The following is a 15,608-nucleotide window of genomic DNA, read 5'->3' as shown; positions in this document are numbered from 1 at the left end:
GGGCATGGAGGATGAGCTGTTCCCGAGGGCGCGCGCCCGCATCGCGCCGGGCGCCGTGCACGTCCCCGACTGGCTGGACACGGACCGGCAGCGCGCGCTGCTCACGGCCTGCCGCGACTGGGCCCGGCCCCCGGCGGGCCTGCGCACGGTCCGCACGCCCGGGGGCGGCACGATGACCGCCCGCCAGGTCTGCCTGGGCTGGCACTGGTACCCGTACTCCTACGCCCGCACGGCCGTCGACGGCGACGGCAGCCCCGTGAAGCCGTTCCCGGCCTGGCTCGACGAACTGGGCCGCCGCGCGGCGGCCGACGCCCTGGGCCCGGAAGCGGTCGGCGGATTGTCGTACGACATCGCCCTGATCAACTTCTACGACGCCGACGCCCGCATGGGCATGCACCGCGACGCCGACGAGCGCTCGGACGCCCCGGTGGTGTCGCTGAGCCTGGGGGACACCTGCGTCTTCCGTTTCGGCAACCCGCAGAGCAGAGGGAAGCCCTACACGGACGTGCAGCTGCGGTCGGGGGACCTGTTCGTGTTCGGGGGCGAGTCGCGGCTCGCCCACCACGGGGTGCCGAGGGTGTACCCGGGCACGGGACCGACGGAGCTGGGCCTGACCGGCCGCCTCAACGTCACGCTGAGAGTGAGCGGCTTGTGACAAGCCCCGGCGGGAGCGCGCCCCCCAGGGGCGCGGGGCCGTATCGACATGCGGCTACCGCCGCGTGGGCGCGACCAGCCACGACGCACCCGCACCGGTCAGGACTACGGATCATGGCAGACTCCCTCTCATGAGCGGAAAGGCGGCCCCCGGCCCGACGGGGAACGGAACCTCGAAACCCCGGTTGGACAGAGGGCGCGGCGCACTCGGCCCCGCACTGGAACTCGTGCACACCGGCCGCGCCCCCACCCGCGCGGTGCTCACCGCGGAACTCGGCGTCACCCGGGCCACGGCCGGCGCCGTCGCCGCCGAACTGGAGGCGCTCGGCCTGATCAGGGTCGACGCCCACCCCGGCGCTGCCGCGGGTTCGCAGGGCCGCCCCTCCCACCGCCTTGAGGTCGCCGAGAACGGCCCGGTCGCGCTCGCCGCGCAGGTCCACGCCGACGGTTTCCGCGCGGCGCTGGTCGGCCTGGGCGGCAGCATCGTCGCCACCGCGCCCGGCTGCGAGACGGTCGACGCCGACCCGGCGAAGGTGCTCGGCTCGGTGGTGGAGGCGGGCGCCGACCTCCTGCGCACCACCGGCCGCCGCTGCGTCGGCGCCGGTCTCGCCGTGCCGTCCGCCGTCGCGGAGCCGGAGGGCCTGGCGCTCAACCCCCTCCACCTGGCCTGGCCGGTCGGGGCACCGGTGCGCCGGATCTTCGCGGAGTGCGTGCGGGCGGCCGGGATCACCGGTCCGGCGTTCGCGGGCAACGACGTGAACCTGGCCGCGCTCGCCGAGCACCGGCACGGCGCCGGCCGGGGCGCCCGGGATCTGCTGTGCGTGGCCACCGGGCACCGGGGCGTCGGCGGCGCGCTGGTCCTGGACGGCCGTCTGCACACGGGGAGTTCGGGCCTCGCCCTGGAGGTCGGTCACCTCGCCGTGAACCCCCAGGGCCGCCCCTGCCACTGCGGCAGCCGGGGTTGTCTGGACGTGGAGGCCGATCCGCTGGCGCTGCTGATCGAGGCGGGCCGCGATCCCGGCCCCGAGGTGTCGCTGCTCCGGCAGGCCGAGGACCTGATCCGCGACCAGTACGCCGACCAGACCGTCCGCAGGGCCACCGAGGCCCTGATCGACCGGCTCGGCCTCGGCCTGGCAGGGCTGGTCAACATCCTCAACCCCGACCGCGTCATCCTCGGCGGCCTGCACCGCACCCTGCTGGACGCCGACCCGGAGCGGCTGCGCGCCGTCGTCGCCGACCGCAGTCTGTGGGGCCAGAGCGGCAGCGTGCCGATCCTGCCGTGCACGTTGAGCCACAACAGCCTCGTGGGAGCGGCCGAGTTGGCCTGGCAGCCGGTGCTGGACGACCCGCTGGGGGCACTTCTTTAACCGGCCTGCCGCCAGGCGACGGCCCGCCGCCCGCCTACCAGTGCGCCGTCAGGCTCCACAACGCCGCCACCAGCGGCCGCCTGAGGTCGGACCGGCGTACGCACAGACCGATCGGGAACGGCTCCGGCGCGGGGTCGGCCGGCAGCACCGCGATCCGGTCCCGCACCGTACTGTGTTCCAGGACCAGCCGGGGGACCACCCCCGTGCCGCAGCCCAGGGCGACCAGAGCCAGCAGGGCCTCGTGGCCGTCCGGTTCACAGACGACGGCCCCGGGCCGCCCCCGGGCCCGCAACCAGCGGTCGGCCGCCTCGCGCACCAGACCGCGCTGGGGGAGGACGAACGGGCAGCGTGGTCCTGGCCGAACGTCGGCTCGGGAAGCGGGAGATGAGCCGGATCGGCGGTTCGCCGATGTGGGCGGCGGGGGAGCGGGTGCGGGCCCGGCGGACCGAACGGGAGCTGCCTGTCGAGCCGTTCACCGCCGGGGTGTTCGTGGCCACGATGATGGCGCAGGTCGACGAGTTCGCCGAGCGCGGCCACCCCTGGTCCGAGATCGTCAACGAGTCCGTCATCGAGGCGGTGGACTCGCTGCTGCCCTACATGCACGCTCGCGACGTCGCGTACATGGTCGACAACTGCTCCCGCACGGCCCGCCTGGGCACCCGCCGCTGGGGCCCGCGCTTCCAGGCGGCCTACGAGCAGATCGCCTACCCGGCGGCCGGACTCCCCGCCGACCAGGACCTGTTGGCCGCCTTCGACGCCCACCCGGCCCACGAAGCGCTGGCTGCCGCGGCGAAGCTCCGCCCGTCGGTCGACATCTCCGTGGTCTAGCGCCTGACGGCACTCGACGGCGAAGGCCCGGACCGGGTTGTCCGCGAGGATCCGCTCGACGTGCTCCGCACCGGCTCGGCCACCGGCCGCGGCCGCACCCGCCGCAGCGGATACGGCATCCCGGGCCCGCCGTCCACCGACCGCGCCTGGCCGTCCGGCAGCCGCAGGCCGCGGCCTGCCGCTGGACGACGAAACGGGGTGTCAGCGGTCGAGGCGGCCGGGGACCACCCGGTCGGCGGGAACGCCCGACTCCCTGCGGTCCCGTACGGCGTCCACGGCACGACGGCCGTGCCGCCCGCCGCGCGGAACGCCGCCGGCTCGGCCCCTGCGGCGCTCGCGTCGTGCGGCTTCGGCGGGCAGGGTGAACTCGTACTGCATGGCGCACATGGCGCTGGTCCCCTCTCGGGCCGGGTGGTCGCTCGCGTGCTCGTGTTGCTCGGTGGTCGTACCGTTCTCGGCGGCCGCCCCCACGACCGCGAGAGGCGTCATGAAGCTGTGCGGCGCCCGCTGGGTGTCCCGGCGCCCTTGGCGGTGTGCGCGTCGTCAACCCCGCAGCAGGGACGGCAGTCCGCGCACTCCGGCGTCGAAGGCGGCCGGGGAACCCGGCGCACGGGCGAGCACATAGCCGCCCTGCACGGTCGCGGCGATCTCCGCGCCGTCCACCCGGGGACCGAACTCCCCCTGCTCCTTGCCCTCTTCGACGATCCCTGCGATCAGCTCCCGGATCCGGTCGAGCGTCTCGTCGACCGGCGCGCGCAACTCGTCGCTCGCGATGATGTCCGGATCCGTGATCAGCCGTCCGATCGGGCAGCCGCGCAGCACGTCGCGCTCGCGCCGCAGATACGCCTCGATCCGCTCGAACGGCGTATCCGGTCCGGAGAGTACGTCCTCGGCGGTGGCCGGCAACTCCTCGGCGGTCCGCCGGACGGCGGCCGGCGCCAGGTCCGGCCTGCCCTTGAAGTGGTGGTACATGCTGCCCTGGCCGGCGCCCGCGCGCTCCAGGATCGCCGTGGGGCTCGTACCGGTGTAACCGCGCTCCCACAGCAGCTCACGAGTGGACTCGGAACGCCAGTTCTTTCGGGAACCTGGCGCCTGCCGTCGCGTACTCCCCGGGAGGTACGGCGACTGCCGTCGTCCGCACGACGACCCGGACCCCGCCTCGGAGTCAGGCTCAAGGCAGCACACCGAGACCTTCCCGATGGAGGAGTTGGAGACCAAGATGCAGACCCTGGCGAACTGGGACGGCGGCCCCGGCCCGTGGATCCTGTTCTTCCCGCTGATCTGGGCGGCCGTCGTGATCGGCACCGTCACGTTCCTGCGCCGCACCGCGTGGCGCGGCCGCGGCGGGCCCTGGCGTCCGATGGACGGGGGGCGGCCGTCCGGTGACTCGCCGCTCGCGGTCCTCGGCCGCCGCTTCGCCTCCGGCGAGATCGACGAGGACGAGTACTGGCGCAGGCTGTCCGTCCTGGAGGAGCAGTTCGGCCGCCTCGGCAAACCCGGCCCGGCATGACCATGGCCGAGGTGGCGCCGGACGCGGCTCGCGTCCTGGGCGCCGCGAGGGCGAGTCGTTGACCGGATTACGTAAGGACACTCCGGGCGGGTGCGCATCCCCCGCTTGGTCCAGTCGGTAGACGTTGCGCATCCCGACGACGAAGGAGCGCAACGGAGTTGAACGAGCAATCCCGTGACGTCCGCGCCACCCGTCTCCCGCGCTGGGGGCGGGTGGCTGCGGACCCAGGCGTCGTGCCCTGGCTGGTCCTCGACGGAGAAGGCAAGGTCGTGCAGCCGGTCCGCAGGTTCCTGATCGAATTCATCGCCCGGGACAACCGGACCGGCAGCGTACGCAGCTACGCCTACGACCTGCCGCGCTGGTGGCGACCTGTTAACTGCACCATGTCCCAGTCGTGACCTAGGCGGATCGTCTGGGACTTTTCAGGAGCGTGGTGCGGTGGAGGACGTGAGACGTGCCCTGATGGAGGGGAAGTGCTCGGTTCCCGAGGCCGGCGCTGTGGTCGCGGGGGCGACGCCCGACCTTCCGTTCGTTGTAGTGGATGCTGACGGTTGCGAGGTCGAACCGGTCAGTGCCTACCTGCGAGATCTGATGCTGGGGGACGTCAGCCCGCTGACCTGCCGGAGTTACGGGTTCGGACTGTTGCGGTGGTACCGGCTACTCCACTACCTGCAGATCTCCTGGGACAAGGCCACGGAGGCCGAAGTCGCGGCGCTCGTTGGCCGGCTGCGGGAAGCGCGCAACCCGCAGCGGCTCCGTAAGCGGGACAGCGCGTCTCCGCCTGCGGGGTCGGTGAATCTGAAGACCGGCAAGCCATCGCTCCGGGAGGGGTACGCGCCGAGCACGATCAACCACAACCTCAGCGTGGTCAGCGGGTTCTATGCCTTTCATGCGAGGTTCGGCGTTGGTCCGGTGGTCAATCCGGTGCCGGCCTCGCACGGGCGTCGGCAGGCTCTTGCACACCGGTCTCCGCTGGAGCCGACGCCGGTGTTCCGGCGGGGCCGGCTGCGGCAGAAGGTGCCGGTGCAGGCCCCACGGTCTATCCCCGACCATCTGTGGGATGAGTTGTTCGCCGGGATGGGCTGCGACCGTGACCGCGCACTCCTGGAGTTCTACGTTTCCTCCGGGGCCAGGGCGAGCGAACTGCTGGGCGTTGGGCTGAACGGCATCGACTGGTCGGGCCAGCTGATATACGTGATCAGCAAGGGCACCCGGATCTGACAGCCCGTGCCCGCCTCCCCGAACGCCTTCCGCCACCTGGGCAGCTACCTGGTCGCCGACGGGTTGCCCGACCCAGGCCAACCGGTGTGGCGCACCCGCCGCGGGGATCCGCGCCCGCTGACGTATTGGGCGACACGCCGCATTCTCCAGCGGGCCAACGACAAGCTCGGCACGAACTGGACCTTGCACGACGCTCGCCGTACGGCGGCGGTCAGGATGGCGGGAGACGAGTGGCTCACCCTCGCCGAGGTGCAGACCATCTTGCGGCACGCCCACCTCGACACTGCTGGCCGCTGCCTGACGGTCCGGTCGACCTCGGCATACCCGGCATCGCGCCGCGTTCAGCGGCCAGGTGATCGGTTGACGACACCCCAGCTGAGCGTCGGCGTGCTCGCGGTGGGCGCGGACGGGTACCGGGCGCTGGTCTCCTACGGCGAGATCGCCCCGGGCTCCGGCAACCGGGGCGATCCTGACCGTCGAGCAGGACGGGGCACTGCTGGCCCGACCCCGGCTGGTCGTGACCGGCGAGGTCACCGGTGGGCGCGACGTCAACGACGTCGTCGAGCTGGACGTCGTGCGCGTCGAGCCCACCGGCTAACCCCGAGCGACCTCAGCGGTGTGCGCAGGGAGGTAGCGCTCGCCCATCACCTGGTCGCTCAGCGGGTCCAGCGCGGCCAGTGCCTCGGCGTCCAGGGTGAGCTCCAGCGCGGCCGCGTTCTGCTCCAGCCGGGCCGGGCTGCGGGTGCCCGGAATGGTCGCCACCGCAACCCCGAGCCGCTCGGCCTGGGCGTACACCCAGGCCAGCGCCACCTGGGCCGGGGTGGCACCCAGCCGGTCGGCCACCTCGCGCACGGTCTGCGCGATCTTCTCGTTGGCCTCGCCCGCCTCGCCGGCGAAGCGGGGGTTGGTGCGCCGGAAGTCCTTCTCGCCCAGCGTGGAGCGGTCCAGGCTGCCGGTCAGGAACCCCCGCCCCAGCGGCGAGTACGGCACCAACCCGACCCCCAGCTCGGCCATCACCGGGGTGACCGCCTCGACGTCGCGGGTCCACAGCGAGTACTCGCTCTGCACCGCGGTGATCGGGTGCACCGCGTGCGCCCGGCGCAGCAGCTCGCCGTCGACCTCGGACAGGCCCAGATGGCGGACCTTGCCCGCCTCGACCAGCTCGGCCATCGCCCCGACGGTCTCCTCGATCTCCACGTCCTGGGGCGGGCGGTGGGCGTAGTACAGGTCGATCACCTCGACGCCCAGCCGCAGCAGCGAGGCGTCGCAGGCGCGCAGCACGTAGTCCCGGGCACCGCGGATGCGGCGTGCCCGGTCGCCGGCGCTGCGGTCGATGCCGAACTTGGTGGCTAGCTGCACCTGGTCCCGGCGGCCGTGGATGGCCCGGCCCACCAGCACCTCGTTGTGCCCGGTGCCATAGGCGTCGGCGGTGTCCAGGAACGTGATGCCCAGCTCCAGGGCCCGGTTGATGGTGGCCAGGCCGCCGTCCCAGTCGGCGGCGCCGTAGCTCTCGCTCATCCCCATGCACCCCAGGCCCATCGCGCTGACGGTGAGACCGGGCGAGCCGAGCGTGGTTCGGGTGATCATGCGCGGATACTCCTCCTGCCCGGCGGACCGGGCGGTACCTCGAGGGCTGACGAACGACTCCGACGCTAGGACCTGGAGCGCGCTCGAAGTCAAGCCGGAGGACCGGCCCCCGCCGGCGGGTCAGGCGTGGCGGGGGCGGGGGCGGGTGAAACGGTCCACCGGCAACAGGTCGCCGTAGGGCTGTCCTCCGGGGCACTGCACATCGCGGTGGACCTCGCGCCGGCCCAGTTCGGCTTTCACGCCACCGCATACCTCTGGCTCACCGTCACCCCGGGCGATCTCGATGCGACCGGCACCGCACTATCGCTGCATCCCGAGACCACGTTCACGGCCGCTGTCACCGGCGCGGCCAATCTGCTGGTCACTGTCACCTGCAGGGACACCGAGGACCTGTACACCTTCATCACTACCAAGGTCGGCGTGCTCCCCGCCGTGCGCCAAGTCGAAGTCGTGCCGGTTCTGCATCGCCTCAAGCAGGCCGGGACCAGAGTCCATAACGGACGTCTGGTACTGGATTAGACCGTCCATGCTCGTCCCCGTCAGGCACGGTGGAGTGCCGGCGCTGCCCGGCGCACCCTGTCGATCACCTGGGAGTTGGGTCGTTCTGGCCGTAGCCGTGACAGGACGCTGTGGAATCTCCTGAACAGACCTCCTCGGCGTGCCGTCTTGCTTGGTGCAGAGAAGGTGGCTGCGGGTGGTCGATGTCGAGTGGCACCGTGCGACCTCGGCGGAGGTGCGGAACTTCGTGCTATGGCTCAGGGCCGCGACGAAGCCGCGCAGGTCGGCGCGTACACATTCCGCGTCGACCGCGGGGACCACGCATCCGATCACGAAGGAGACGTACCTGGACGACTGCTACTAGCCGCTGACAATCCGGCACAGCAACGCGGTGCTGCGCAGCTTCTACGACTTCTGGATCGAGTCGGGCGGCGGACCGCTGGTCAACCCGGTGCGGCGCGGTCCGACCGGCGCCGGCCGCATGCCCATCACCCCCCGCACGTCTACATCCAGGCCGAGGGCAGCACGAAGAGGATCAACCAGAGCATGGCCGAGGACGAAGCGTTCTGGGCCTGGGCCGTCATCGAGACCCTGCGGCACACCGGAGTACGCGTCGAGGAACTCACCGAGATCACGCACCCTGCGCTGGTCTCCTACAAGCTCCCGGACGCCGGAGAGATCGTCCCGCTATTGCAGATCGTGCCGCCCAAGAGCAACGAGGAACGGCTGCTGCTGGTCAGCCCGGAACTGGCCAGCGTCCTGGCCACGATCATCAAGCGCCTGCGGGACGCCAGCGGCGGCGAGATCCCGCTCGTCGCCCGGTATGACGACCACGAACGCGTCACCGGGCCGGTGCTGCCGCACCTCTTCCAGCGCCGTCATTACCGGCAAGCGCAGGTCATGGGGCAGAACACCGTCTCCCGCCTGCTTCGCAAGACTCTGGAACGGATGGGGCTGCGCGACCAGACCGGCAGCCCGTTGCGGGTGACGCCCCACGACTTCCGCAGGAGGTTCGCGACCGAGGCCGTGACCGGCGGGCTGCCCGTCCACATCGCCGCCCGCATCCTCGGACGCAAAACTCTGACGACCGCTCAGGCATACCTCTCGGTCTTCCAGGACGATCTGATCCGCACCTACCGCGGCTTCCCCGACCGCCGCCGGGCCGAACGCCCGGTCGAGGAATACCGGGAGCCCACTGAGCAGGAGTGGCGCGACTTCCAGCAGCACTTCGAGCTGCGCAAGGTCCCCCTGGGGACTTGCGGGCGCCCCTATGGGACCCCCTGCAAGCACGAACATGCCTGCATCCGCTGCCCCGTCCTCCAGATCGACCCACGCCAGCGGTCCCGCCTCATCGAGATCATCCAGAACCTCCGAGAACGCATCCGAGAGGCCCGCGCCAACGGCTGGCTCGGTGAGGTTGAGGGGCTCCAGGTCAGCTTCGACGCCGCGATGGCCAAACTCAACAGCCTCAAGCGGTCTCCAACCGATGGCCGGCCGCAGCTGGTCGACCTTGGCATGCCGGTCTTCACCGACCACGCACCCCCGCCCCAGCAGGGACCGGGAGGGCCCGATTACCGGTCCCGATCCTGTCAAGGAGCGAGTTCGGCTTGGCGAAGGCTGCGGAACACCGCCGGGGTCGTCCATCCGCGCAACGTGGCGTGAACCGCCGATCGGAATGCGGCCTCGGCCGTGGCGGCGTCGAGGGCCCCAGCCAGTTCGAGAGTCACGAGCCCGTGCAGGGTGGCCCAGATCGACAGAGCGATCGACGTTGCTTCGCCGGCGAGGACGGACGCCGTCAAGGCGCGATCGACCGCCGCGAGGAGTGGACGGATCGGGTCCCTGGCACCGACCTCCCCCGACGGGTCGAAGGACTGCACACCACCGAACAGCACCGTGTACAGGTGGCTGTGTCCGCGCCCCCAACGACGGTAGGCGACGGCCAGCGCGTAGAGGTCGGCGAGAGGGTCCGCGGAGGTCTGCGCCGTCGACAGGTCCTGGAACAGGCCGGCGACGGCTCTGTCGCGCACCGCACCGATCAGCCCGTCCTTACCGCCGAACAAGGAATACACCGCCGTCGTCGACGCCTCGGCAGCAGCGGCCACGGCGCGGACCGTGAGCGACTCCCGCGGACGGGTGGCGAGCATCTCGGTCGCGCACTCCACAAGCCGCTCTTTGACGGCCTCGTCGTTTGTTCTCGGCCTACCCACGACCAACAGCCTACCCTCTTTGATAACGTCGTTTTGAAACAGCGTTCTGAAACTGGAGGTCCGCCGTGCCCATGTCCGCCATACGTCTTGTCCGCTTCACCGGACGCTTACTGCTGGCCCCGGCCGCCGTCGCGATGCTGGTCGTCGTCTTTCTCGCGCTGATCGCCCTCACAGACGGGGCAGGCTCGGGGCTCGCCGCATGGTTGACGACCCTTGGAGTCGGGGTTGTTCTCGCGATGTGGCGGGGTCGGCGCCGCACTTGGCCGGCGCGGCTCGTGCTGTTCCTGCCGGTGGTTGTCGCGGCAGCATTGACGGCGTCGGTCTGCGTCCCGACCGTGCCGACGGCCCGGCGGTACCCGCCCGCCCTGCCGTTCGTGACTACGCAGCACTGGAGCCTGTCCACCGGCAGCCGGGTCGCGGTGTACCACTACCCGCCTGCGAACCCCGGCCCCCGGCATCCCGTCCCGCTCGTGTACCTCAACGGCGGACCGGTCCGTGGCATCTCGGTGCTCGACCACCGGTTCCTGCAACTGCTGGCACGCCAGGGCTACGACGTCTACGTCTATGAACAGGCCGGTGGCGGACGAAGCGACCTGCTCCCCATGGGCCAGTACACGATCTCCAGGTCGGTCCACGACCTCGCCGCCTTCATCGACCGCCTGAACAAGGGCAAGGTCGACATTCTCGGATTCTCCTCAGGCGGGGCCGTGCTCACCCGAGCCCTGGCCGACCCGAGCGTCGCCGCACGCTTGCACCGGGCGATCATCGCTGAGCCCGGCCCCATGGACGGCCCCACCGCACACATCACCGGGCACAAGGGCCGGAAATCCGCACGGGGCCTCGCGACGGCCATGACCGGACCGCGATCGACGCACGTCCCCCGGTACGCCGTGGCATTCGGCCTCATGCGACTCGGACTCCTCAGCCCCGCCACCGGACTGATCGGACAGGCCGAAGGTGACAACGCCTTCACCGCCGCAGACCTCGGCAGTGACACCGCATCCGCCTACTGTGCGCGCGATGCGCACCGCATCCCTGCTGAGGACACCGCACAGAACTTCTCCTTCAGCCCCGCCGCCAGCCTCCGTGTCCAGCAGACGGTCAAGGACTCGCCCTCCATCGCACCGCATCTGCGCCAGTCCCGGACCCCCGCGATGCTGATGATCGCCGAGTGCTCCTCCCAGGTCCGTCAATGGGCGACCGCCATCCTTGCCAATGACCCCGCCATCCAGCGCACGCAGTACATGCCGGGAGTCGGACACCACATGTGGAACGGCCTGGACGACAACAACGACCGAGCCGCCGCCGTCATCACTGCGTTCCTTCAGGACAAGCCGGCCCGCCTGCCGAACTACCCGACCCGCGACGAGATCCCTGCCTTCCTGCGCGACCACAAATGAAGAGTGAATACGGGGGAGGGACGCGGCGAGGAGACTCACCGCCCGCTCAACTGGCGACAGCCGAGCGGGCGGGAGCGTGCGCGGCGCCGGGCACGGCGGCGGTGGCGTGTGCGGGGGCCGACGTACCAGCCGTCGCGTGTGCGGGGGCGGGCGCACCGGCGGTCGCGTGGGCCGGGGTGGGCGCACCGGCGGGCGCGGGTTCCGGCTCGACGATCCGGCGGGGTGCCGATTCGGCGACCCGCCGCGGCGGGCGGGCCGGCTTGGGTGTGGCCGTCGGCGCGGGCAGGGTGAACCACACGACCTTCCCGTCGTCGTGCGGCCGCGCCCCCCAGCTCTCGCTGACCGCCGCCACCATGGCGAGCCCCCGGCCGCAGGTGGCCATCGGCGCGACCTCCGTGCCGTCCTCGACCACCGGCAGGCGCGGATCGTGGTCACGGACCGACACCGTGAGGCGGTCGAGCTGGAGCTCGATCTCCACGGTGCAGTTCTTGTCGGGCTGCGCGTGCCGGTGGACGTTGGTCAGCAACTCGGTCACGCCGAGCGCGGCCCGGTCGATCAATGGGTCGAGGCGCCAGTAGCGCAACTGCGCAGATACGATTCTGCGGACCTGGCCGATCCGCGAGGGCAATGCTTGGAGCTCCACCGAGCAGTGTCTGCTTGGGTGTTTGATCACGGCTGCGACTCCCCGACGTGAGGTCCGGAAGAACACGGAGAACGGATCCAGCAGGGCGCCGCCGTCCATGGGGCCGCCTGCTGTCGTGGCCGGCGGGCTGGTTCGCAGCGTTATCGCCGGTAAACCCAGAGTGACGTGAGACAAGCGTGACCCAGCGCGCACGGTCCCGCAACTCGCCGTGGCTCAGCGGTCACGTCCCGCGGCCCGCCGTACCGCCTCGATGAAGCGGCGCGCCGCGGGCGGACCGGGCTCGCCCGGTGCCGGATCGTGGTCACCCAGGGTGAGTGAGTAGCGCTGGCCGTTGAGGTCGGCCAGGGCCCGGTCCTCCGACGCGAACCACGGCTTCGAGGCCCGTACGGCCTGCACGGGCGCACTGTCGATCTCGCTGCCGTAGCTCGTCAGCAGCTGCACCCGGCCGTCCCTTATCCGGACCTGACCGGCCCGGGTGAGCGAACGCAGCCGCTTGTCGATCCGTACGCCCTTCGCCGTGAACTCCGGCTCCGCCATCCTGCCCCGCCCCTTTTCGAGTACCTCGGTTTCGCCGTCCTGGGCTTGTGGCCCCGGCCCGGCGCTCTCCGGCTCGTATTGTGATCCAGTGTGCGCCCCCGTTCGAGACGTTCGTCCCGTCCGGTGGCAGTCTGCCCGCCCTCGGCGCGGAGCACCAGTACGCCGGGACTGCCGGGCGGGGGCGCTCGGAGCACTCGCCGCAATGCGCCCCCGAAACGTTCTCGCCACTGCTCCAAGGGGTGCCTTTGAGCTGCCCAAAGATGCGTTTATGCAGGTGAGAAGCGGTGTGGAAGGTGTTTATGATCGAGGCGTCGGCCGCGTTCGGACGCCGTCCGCGCGAAGCGTTAAGGAGTCCTGCCGTGAGCATCACCCCGCAGATCCGGACCGGCGCCACCCTCGACGTCGACCGCAGCGACGCGGCCTGTCGCGACTGGCTCAAAGAGGCCGTCCGCAAAGTCCAGGCGGACGCGAACAGGTCGGCGGACACACACCTGCTGCGCTTCCCGCTGCCCGAGGCCTGGGGCATCGACCTGTACCTGAAGGACGAGTCCACGCACCCGACAGGAAGCCTCAAGCACCGGCTGGCCCGCTCGCTCTTCCTCTACGGCCTGTGCAATGGCTGGATCCGGCCGGGCCGACCGGTGATCGAGGCGTCCAGCGGCTCGACGGCCGTCTCCGAGGCGTACTTCGCCAAGCTCATCGGCGTGCCCTTCATCGCCGTCATGCCGCGCACCACCAGCGCCGAGAAATGCCGGCTCATCGAATTCCACGGCGGGCGGTGCCACTTCGTGGACGACTCCCGGAAAATGTACGAGGAGTCCGCGCGCCTCGCGGTGGAGACCGGCGGCCACTACATGGACCAGTTCACCTACGCCGAACGGGCCACGGACTGGCGCGGCAACAACAACATCGCCGAATCCATCTTCCGCCAGCTGGAGTTGGAGCGGTTCCCGGAACCGGCCTGGATCGTCGCCACCGCCGGGACCGGCGGTACGTCCGCGACGCTCGCGCGCTATGTCCACTACACCCAGCGCGATACGCGGATCTGTGTCGCCGACCCCGAGAACTCCTGTTTCTTCGAGGGCTGGACCACCGGCGATCCGGACGTCACGTGCGACTGCGGGTCCCGCATCGAGGGCATCGGGCGGCCGCGGATGGAGCCGAGCTTCGTGCCGGGCGCCATCGACCGGATGATGAAGGTGCCGGACGCGGCGAGCGTGGCCGCGGTGCGGGCGCTGGAGCGGGCGATCGGGCGCAAGGCCGGGGGGTCGACCGGGACCGGGCTGTGGAGCGCGCTGAAGATCGTCGCCGAGATGGTGGCCGAGGGACGGCAGGGAAGTGTGGTGACACTGCTGTGCGACCCGGGTGACCGCTACCTCGACAAGTACTACTCGGACACGTGGCTCGCCGGGCAGGGCCTGGACATCGCCCCCTACGCGGCAGCGATCGACTCGCTGCTGGTGACGGGAGTCTGGCCCGGCTGAGCCGCTACCGCGTAAGGCGCCGGTCCAGTTCGGCCACCGCGCTCCGGAAGGCCCGGCCCAGCCCCGCGCGTGCCATCCTGACCACGAGGCGGAACGGCGCCGTGCCGTCCACGGCGAAAGTCCACTGCACGCGGGTGCCGCCGCCGGACGGGACGAGCCGCCACTCCTCCGCTATGGCGTGCGCGCCGGGCGCGTTGGTCAGGTCCACCCGGTAGGCGTACACCTCGGCCTCCTTGGCCGCGATGATCGTCTCCCGGAAACGCCCGCCGCCCTTGAGCCGGATCTCGCGCCCGGTACCGTCGTCGACGGACTCCGCGTGGGTCACCGCGGCGAACCACTCCGCCCAGCCGGGCACATCGTCGTTGAGTGCGTGAAAGACCCGCTCGGGTGGCGCGGACATCTCGTGTGCGAAGACCAGACGTACGGGCGCGGACTCGACGAAGTCGAGCCCCACGGGGCGCAGACGGCGCGTCATGGACGAGAACCCCCTTGGCCGAGAAGGCCGTTGACCGGCTCCGCCACGATAACTGGCGGACCGTCAGATGTCTGCGGCGCGGACGCGATCAGTCCTCCGCCTCACCCGCCACCACCAGCCGGCGCAGATGCTCCGAGATCTCCGCACGCGCCGAGGCCGGCAGACCCGCGTCCGTGACCAGCGTGTCGACCTGCTCCAGCTCGGCGAACGAACTCAGGCCCACCGTGCCCCACTTGGTGTGGTCCGCGACCACCACGACCCGACGGGCCGAGTGCACCAGGCGGCGGTTGGTCTCCGCCTCCGCGAGGTTCGGCGTGGAGAGGCCGGCCTCGATCGATATGCCGTGCACACCGAGGAAGAGCAGGTCGAAGTGGAGCGCCGCGATCGCCTGGTCGGCCACCGGGCCGACCAGCGAGTCGGACGGGGTGCGCACCCCGCCGGTCAGGACCACCGTCGCCGCGCCCTGGCGCTGCCCGGAGACCCGCTGGGCCGCGTGGAAGACGTCCGCGACCCGCACCGAGTTCGTCACCACGGTCAGGTCGGGGACCTCCAGCAGGTGATGGGCGAGCGCGTACGTCGTGGTACCGCCGGACAGGGCGATCGCCGTACCCGGCACGACCAGTTCGGCGGCGGCCCGCGCGATGTCCTCCTTGGCGGTCAGCTCCAGCCCCGACTTGGCCTCGAACCCCGGCTCGTGGGTGCTCGCCTCGACCACCGGCACCGCACCGCCGTGCACCTTCTCCAGCACACCCTGCCGGGCCAGCGCGTCCAGATCCCGGCGCACCGTCATGTCCGACACGCCGAGCTTGCGGGTCAGCTCGTTGACCCGCACGCCGCCCCGGCGTCGGACCTCGTCCAGGATCAGGGCGCGGCGCTGCTCCGCGAGGAGGTTCTGGTTCTCGCTCACGTACGCTCCGGTCCTCTCGCCTCAAAGCCGCCAGACACGCCCTGCATACCAGCCCCGACCAGGACGTTCCGGTCGGCTCCGGTGCGTGGGCGCCCCATCCTTTCACGGGACCGCACAGGTTGCGCCACTCCCTGTGCTCGTACACACATGTCATTTGGACACCATGTGTTGCCCTGGATGTCACGCACATCGGGGAGATTCAGTGACGAGTGGTGTGTGTCACACCGGAATCGGCGATCCTGAAACCCGCACGGACACAGACCATCGGCGCGTCATGGGGGAAGTGCGAG

General features: G+C 71.1%; 17 protein-coding genes and 2 pseudogenes. 10 read left to right on the top strand and 9 right to left on the bottom strand.

Annotated features, from left to right (window positions below; all coding sequences use genetic code 11):
* Positions 1-4 precede the first annotated feature (4 nt).
* A complete protein-coding gene (locus AB0P24_RS11250; protein WP_365792533.1) occupies positions 5-655 on the top strand; it encodes an alpha-ketoglutarate-dependent dioxygenase AlkB in 651 nt (216 codons plus the stop codon).
* Positions 656-785: 130 nt separating this feature from the next.
* Positions 786-2,021 carry an ROK family protein gene (locus tag AB0P24_RS11245; protein WP_365792531.1) on the top strand — a complete coding sequence of 412 codons (1,236 nt, stop codon included), beginning with the start codon at positions 786-788 and terminating at the stop codon, positions 2,019-2,021.
* 34 nt (positions 2,022-2,055) lie between these two features.
* On the opposite strand, the pseudogene AB0P24_RS11240 reads toward AB0P24_RS11245, so the two are convergent.
* Positions 2,056-2,364: pseudogene (locus tag AB0P24_RS11240) on the bottom strand (LysR substrate-binding domain-containing protein); the annotation flags it as partial.
* Positions 2,365-2,366: 2 nt separating this feature from the next.
* Between AB0P24_RS11240 and AB0P24_RS11235 the strand changes: the two are divergent.
* Positions 2,367-2,849 (top strand): annotated as a pseudogene (locus AB0P24_RS11235) (ketol-acid reductoisomerase); the annotation flags it as partial.
* Positions 2,850-3,050: 201 nt separating this feature from the next.
* On the opposite strand, the gene AB0P24_RS11230 reads toward AB0P24_RS11235, so the two are convergent.
* Together AB0P24_RS11230 and AB0P24_RS11225 are read right to left on the bottom strand one after the other, a co-directional pair.
* Positions 3,051-3,338: a hypothetical protein gene (locus tag AB0P24_RS11230; protein ID WP_365792529.1), complete on the bottom strand. Its 288-nt coding sequence runs from the start codon at positions 3,336-3,338 to the stop codon at positions 3,051-3,053.
* A 54-nt stretch (positions 3,339-3,392) separates the two neighbouring features.
* The gene (locus AB0P24_RS11225) at positions 3,393-3,896 is read right to left on the bottom strand and encodes a TetR/AcrR family transcriptional regulator (protein WP_365792812.1); all 504 of its coding nucleotides are present in this window, start codon (positions 3,894-3,896) and stop codon (positions 3,393-3,395) included.
* A 172-nt stretch (positions 3,897-4,068) separates the two neighbouring features.
* Here AB0P24_RS11225 and AB0P24_RS11220 point away from each other — a divergent pair, with 172 nt between their 5' ends.
* The 3 genes from AB0P24_RS11220 to AB0P24_RS11210 all read left to right on the top strand — a co-directional run bounded on the left by AB0P24_RS11220 (position 4,069) and on the right by AB0P24_RS11210 (position 5,580).
* Positions 4,069-4,359 (top strand): SHOCT domain-containing protein, encoded by a 291-nt coding sequence (locus tag AB0P24_RS11220; protein ID WP_365792527.1) that lies wholly within the window; start codon positions 4,069-4,071, stop codon positions 4,357-4,359.
* Between the two features lie 158 nt (positions 4,360-4,517).
* Positions 4,518-4,757, top strand: coding sequence for a hypothetical protein (locus tag AB0P24_RS11215; protein ID WP_365792525.1), 240 nt, complete (start codon positions 4,518-4,520; stop codon positions 4,755-4,757).
* Positions 4,758-4,797: 40 nt separating this feature from the next.
* Positions 4,798-5,580: a hypothetical protein gene (locus AB0P24_RS11210; protein WP_365792523.1), complete on the top strand. Its 783-nt coding sequence runs from the start codon at positions 4,798-4,800 to the stop codon at positions 5,578-5,580.
* 594 nt (positions 5,581-6,174) lie between these two features.
* Here AB0P24_RS11210 and AB0P24_RS11205 read toward each other — a convergent pair.
* Positions 6,175-7,167 carry an aldo/keto reductase gene (locus AB0P24_RS11205; RefSeq protein WP_365792521.1) on the bottom strand — a complete coding sequence of 331 codons (993 nt, stop codon included), beginning with the start codon at positions 7,165-7,167 and terminating at the stop codon, positions 6,175-6,177.
* A 207-nt stretch (positions 7,168-7,374) separates the two neighbouring features.
* Between AB0P24_RS11205 and AB0P24_RS11200 the strand changes: the two genes are divergently transcribed.
* Positions 7,375-7,686, top strand: a complete 312-nt coding sequence (locus tag AB0P24_RS11200) for an Lrp/AsnC ligand binding domain-containing protein (RefSeq protein ID WP_330814385.1) — start codon at positions 7,375-7,377, stop codon at positions 7,684-7,686.
* A 231-nt stretch (positions 7,687-7,917) separates the two neighbouring features.
* The gene (locus AB0P24_RS11195; RefSeq protein ID WP_365792519.1) at positions 7,918-9,327 is read left to right on the top strand and encodes a tyrosine-type recombinase/integrase; all 1,410 of its coding nucleotides are present in this window, start codon (positions 7,918-7,920) and stop codon (positions 9,325-9,327) included.
* On the opposite strand, the gene AB0P24_RS11190 is transcribed toward AB0P24_RS11195, so the two are convergent.
* Positions 9,255-9,872 (bottom strand): TetR-like C-terminal domain-containing protein, encoded by a 618-nt coding sequence (locus AB0P24_RS11190; protein WP_365792517.1) that lies wholly within the window; start codon positions 9,870-9,872, stop codon positions 9,255-9,257. The two genes, AB0P24_RS11195 and AB0P24_RS11190, sit on opposite strands and share 73 nt — an antisense overlap.
* Before the next feature lie 71 nt (positions 9,873-9,943).
* Here AB0P24_RS11190 and AB0P24_RS11185 point away from each other — a divergent pair, with 71 nt between their 5' ends.
* Entirely contained in the window at positions 9,944-11,272 is a 1,329-nt protein-coding gene (locus tag AB0P24_RS11185) for an alpha/beta hydrolase (RefSeq protein WP_365792515.1), read from the top strand.
* 46 nt (positions 11,273-11,318) lie between these two features.
* On the opposite strand, the gene AB0P24_RS11180 is transcribed toward AB0P24_RS11185, so the two are convergent.
* Complete coding sequence (locus AB0P24_RS11180; protein WP_365792513.1) at positions 11,319-11,945, bottom strand: ATP-binding protein; 627 nt, start codon at positions 11,943-11,945, stop codon at positions 11,319-11,321.
* A 183-nt stretch (positions 11,946-12,128) separates the two neighbouring features.
* Positions 12,129-12,452, bottom strand: coding sequence for a hypothetical protein (locus tag AB0P24_RS11175; protein ID WP_365792511.1), 324 nt, complete (start codon positions 12,450-12,452; stop codon positions 12,129-12,131).
* A gap of 359 nt (positions 12,453-12,811) precedes the next feature.
* Here AB0P24_RS11175 and AB0P24_RS11170 point away from each other — a divergent pair, with 359 nt between their 5' ends.
* Positions 12,812-13,936 carry a PLP-dependent cysteine synthase family protein gene (locus AB0P24_RS11170; RefSeq protein WP_365792509.1) on the top strand — a complete coding sequence of 375 codons (1,125 nt, stop codon included), beginning with the start codon at positions 12,812-12,814 and terminating at the stop codon, positions 13,934-13,936.
* Between the two features lie 4 nt (positions 13,937-13,940).
* On the opposite strand, the gene AB0P24_RS11165 is transcribed toward AB0P24_RS11170, so the two are convergent.
* Both AB0P24_RS11165 and AB0P24_RS11160 read right to left on the bottom strand, forming a co-directional pair.
* Positions 13,941-14,411, bottom strand: coding sequence for an SRPBCC family protein (locus AB0P24_RS11165; protein ID WP_365792507.1), 471 nt, complete (start codon positions 14,409-14,411; stop codon positions 13,941-13,943).
* Positions 14,412-14,499: 88 nt separating this feature from the next.
* Positions 14,500-15,318, bottom strand: a complete 819-nt coding sequence (locus AB0P24_RS11160) for a DeoR/GlpR family DNA-binding transcription regulator (protein WP_365792506.1) — start codon at positions 15,316-15,318, stop codon at positions 14,500-14,502.
* Positions 15,319-15,608 lie beyond the last annotated feature (290 nt).

The sequence above is a fragment of the Streptomyces sp. NPDC086519 genome (genome assembly GCF_040686075.1).
In the GTDB taxonomy this organism is placed as follows: domain Bacteria; phylum Actinomycetota; class Actinomycetes; order Streptomycetales; family Streptomycetaceae; genus Streptomyces; species Streptomyces shenzhenensis.
This window is presented reverse-complemented; position numbering and strand designations above follow the sequence as displayed.

What these genes read in the sequence shown, in the direction of transcription:
- AB0P24_RS11250 (WP_365792533.1), top strand. Translation starts at nt 5, where the DNA reads ATGGAGGATGAGCTGTTCCCGAGGGCGCGCGCCCGCATCGCGCCGGGC.
- AB0P24_RS11245 (WP_365792531.1), top strand. Translation starts at nt 786, where the DNA reads ATGAGCGGAAAGGCGGCCCCCGGCCCGACGGGGAACGGAACCTCGAAA.
- AB0P24_RS11230 (WP_365792529.1), bottom strand. Translation starts at nt 3,338, where the DNA reads ATGACGCCTCTCGCGGTCGTGGGGGCGGCCGCCGAGAACGGTACGACC.
- AB0P24_RS11220 (WP_365792527.1), top strand. Translation starts at nt 4,069, where the DNA reads ATGCAGACCCTGGCGAACTGGGACGGCGGCCCCGGCCCGTGGATCCTG.
- AB0P24_RS11205 (WP_365792521.1), bottom strand. Translation starts at nt 7,167, where the DNA reads ATGATCACCCGAACCACGCTCGGCTCGCCCGGTCTCACCGTCAGCGCG.
- AB0P24_RS11195 (WP_365792519.1), top strand. Translation starts at nt 7,918, where the DNA reads ATGGCTCAGGGCCGCGACGAAGCCGCGCAGGTCGGCGCGTACACATTC.
- AB0P24_RS11185 (WP_365792515.1), top strand. Translation starts at nt 9,944, where the DNA reads ATGTCCGCCATACGTCTTGTCCGCTTCACCGGACGCTTACTGCTGGCC.
- AB0P24_RS11175 (WP_365792511.1), bottom strand. Translation starts at nt 12,452, where the DNA reads ATGGCGGAGCCGGAGTTCACGGCGAAGGGCGTACGGATCGACAAGCGG.
- AB0P24_RS11165 (WP_365792507.1), bottom strand. Translation starts at nt 14,411, where the DNA reads ATGACGCGCCGTCTGCGCCCCGTGGGGCTCGACTTCGTCGAGTCCGCG.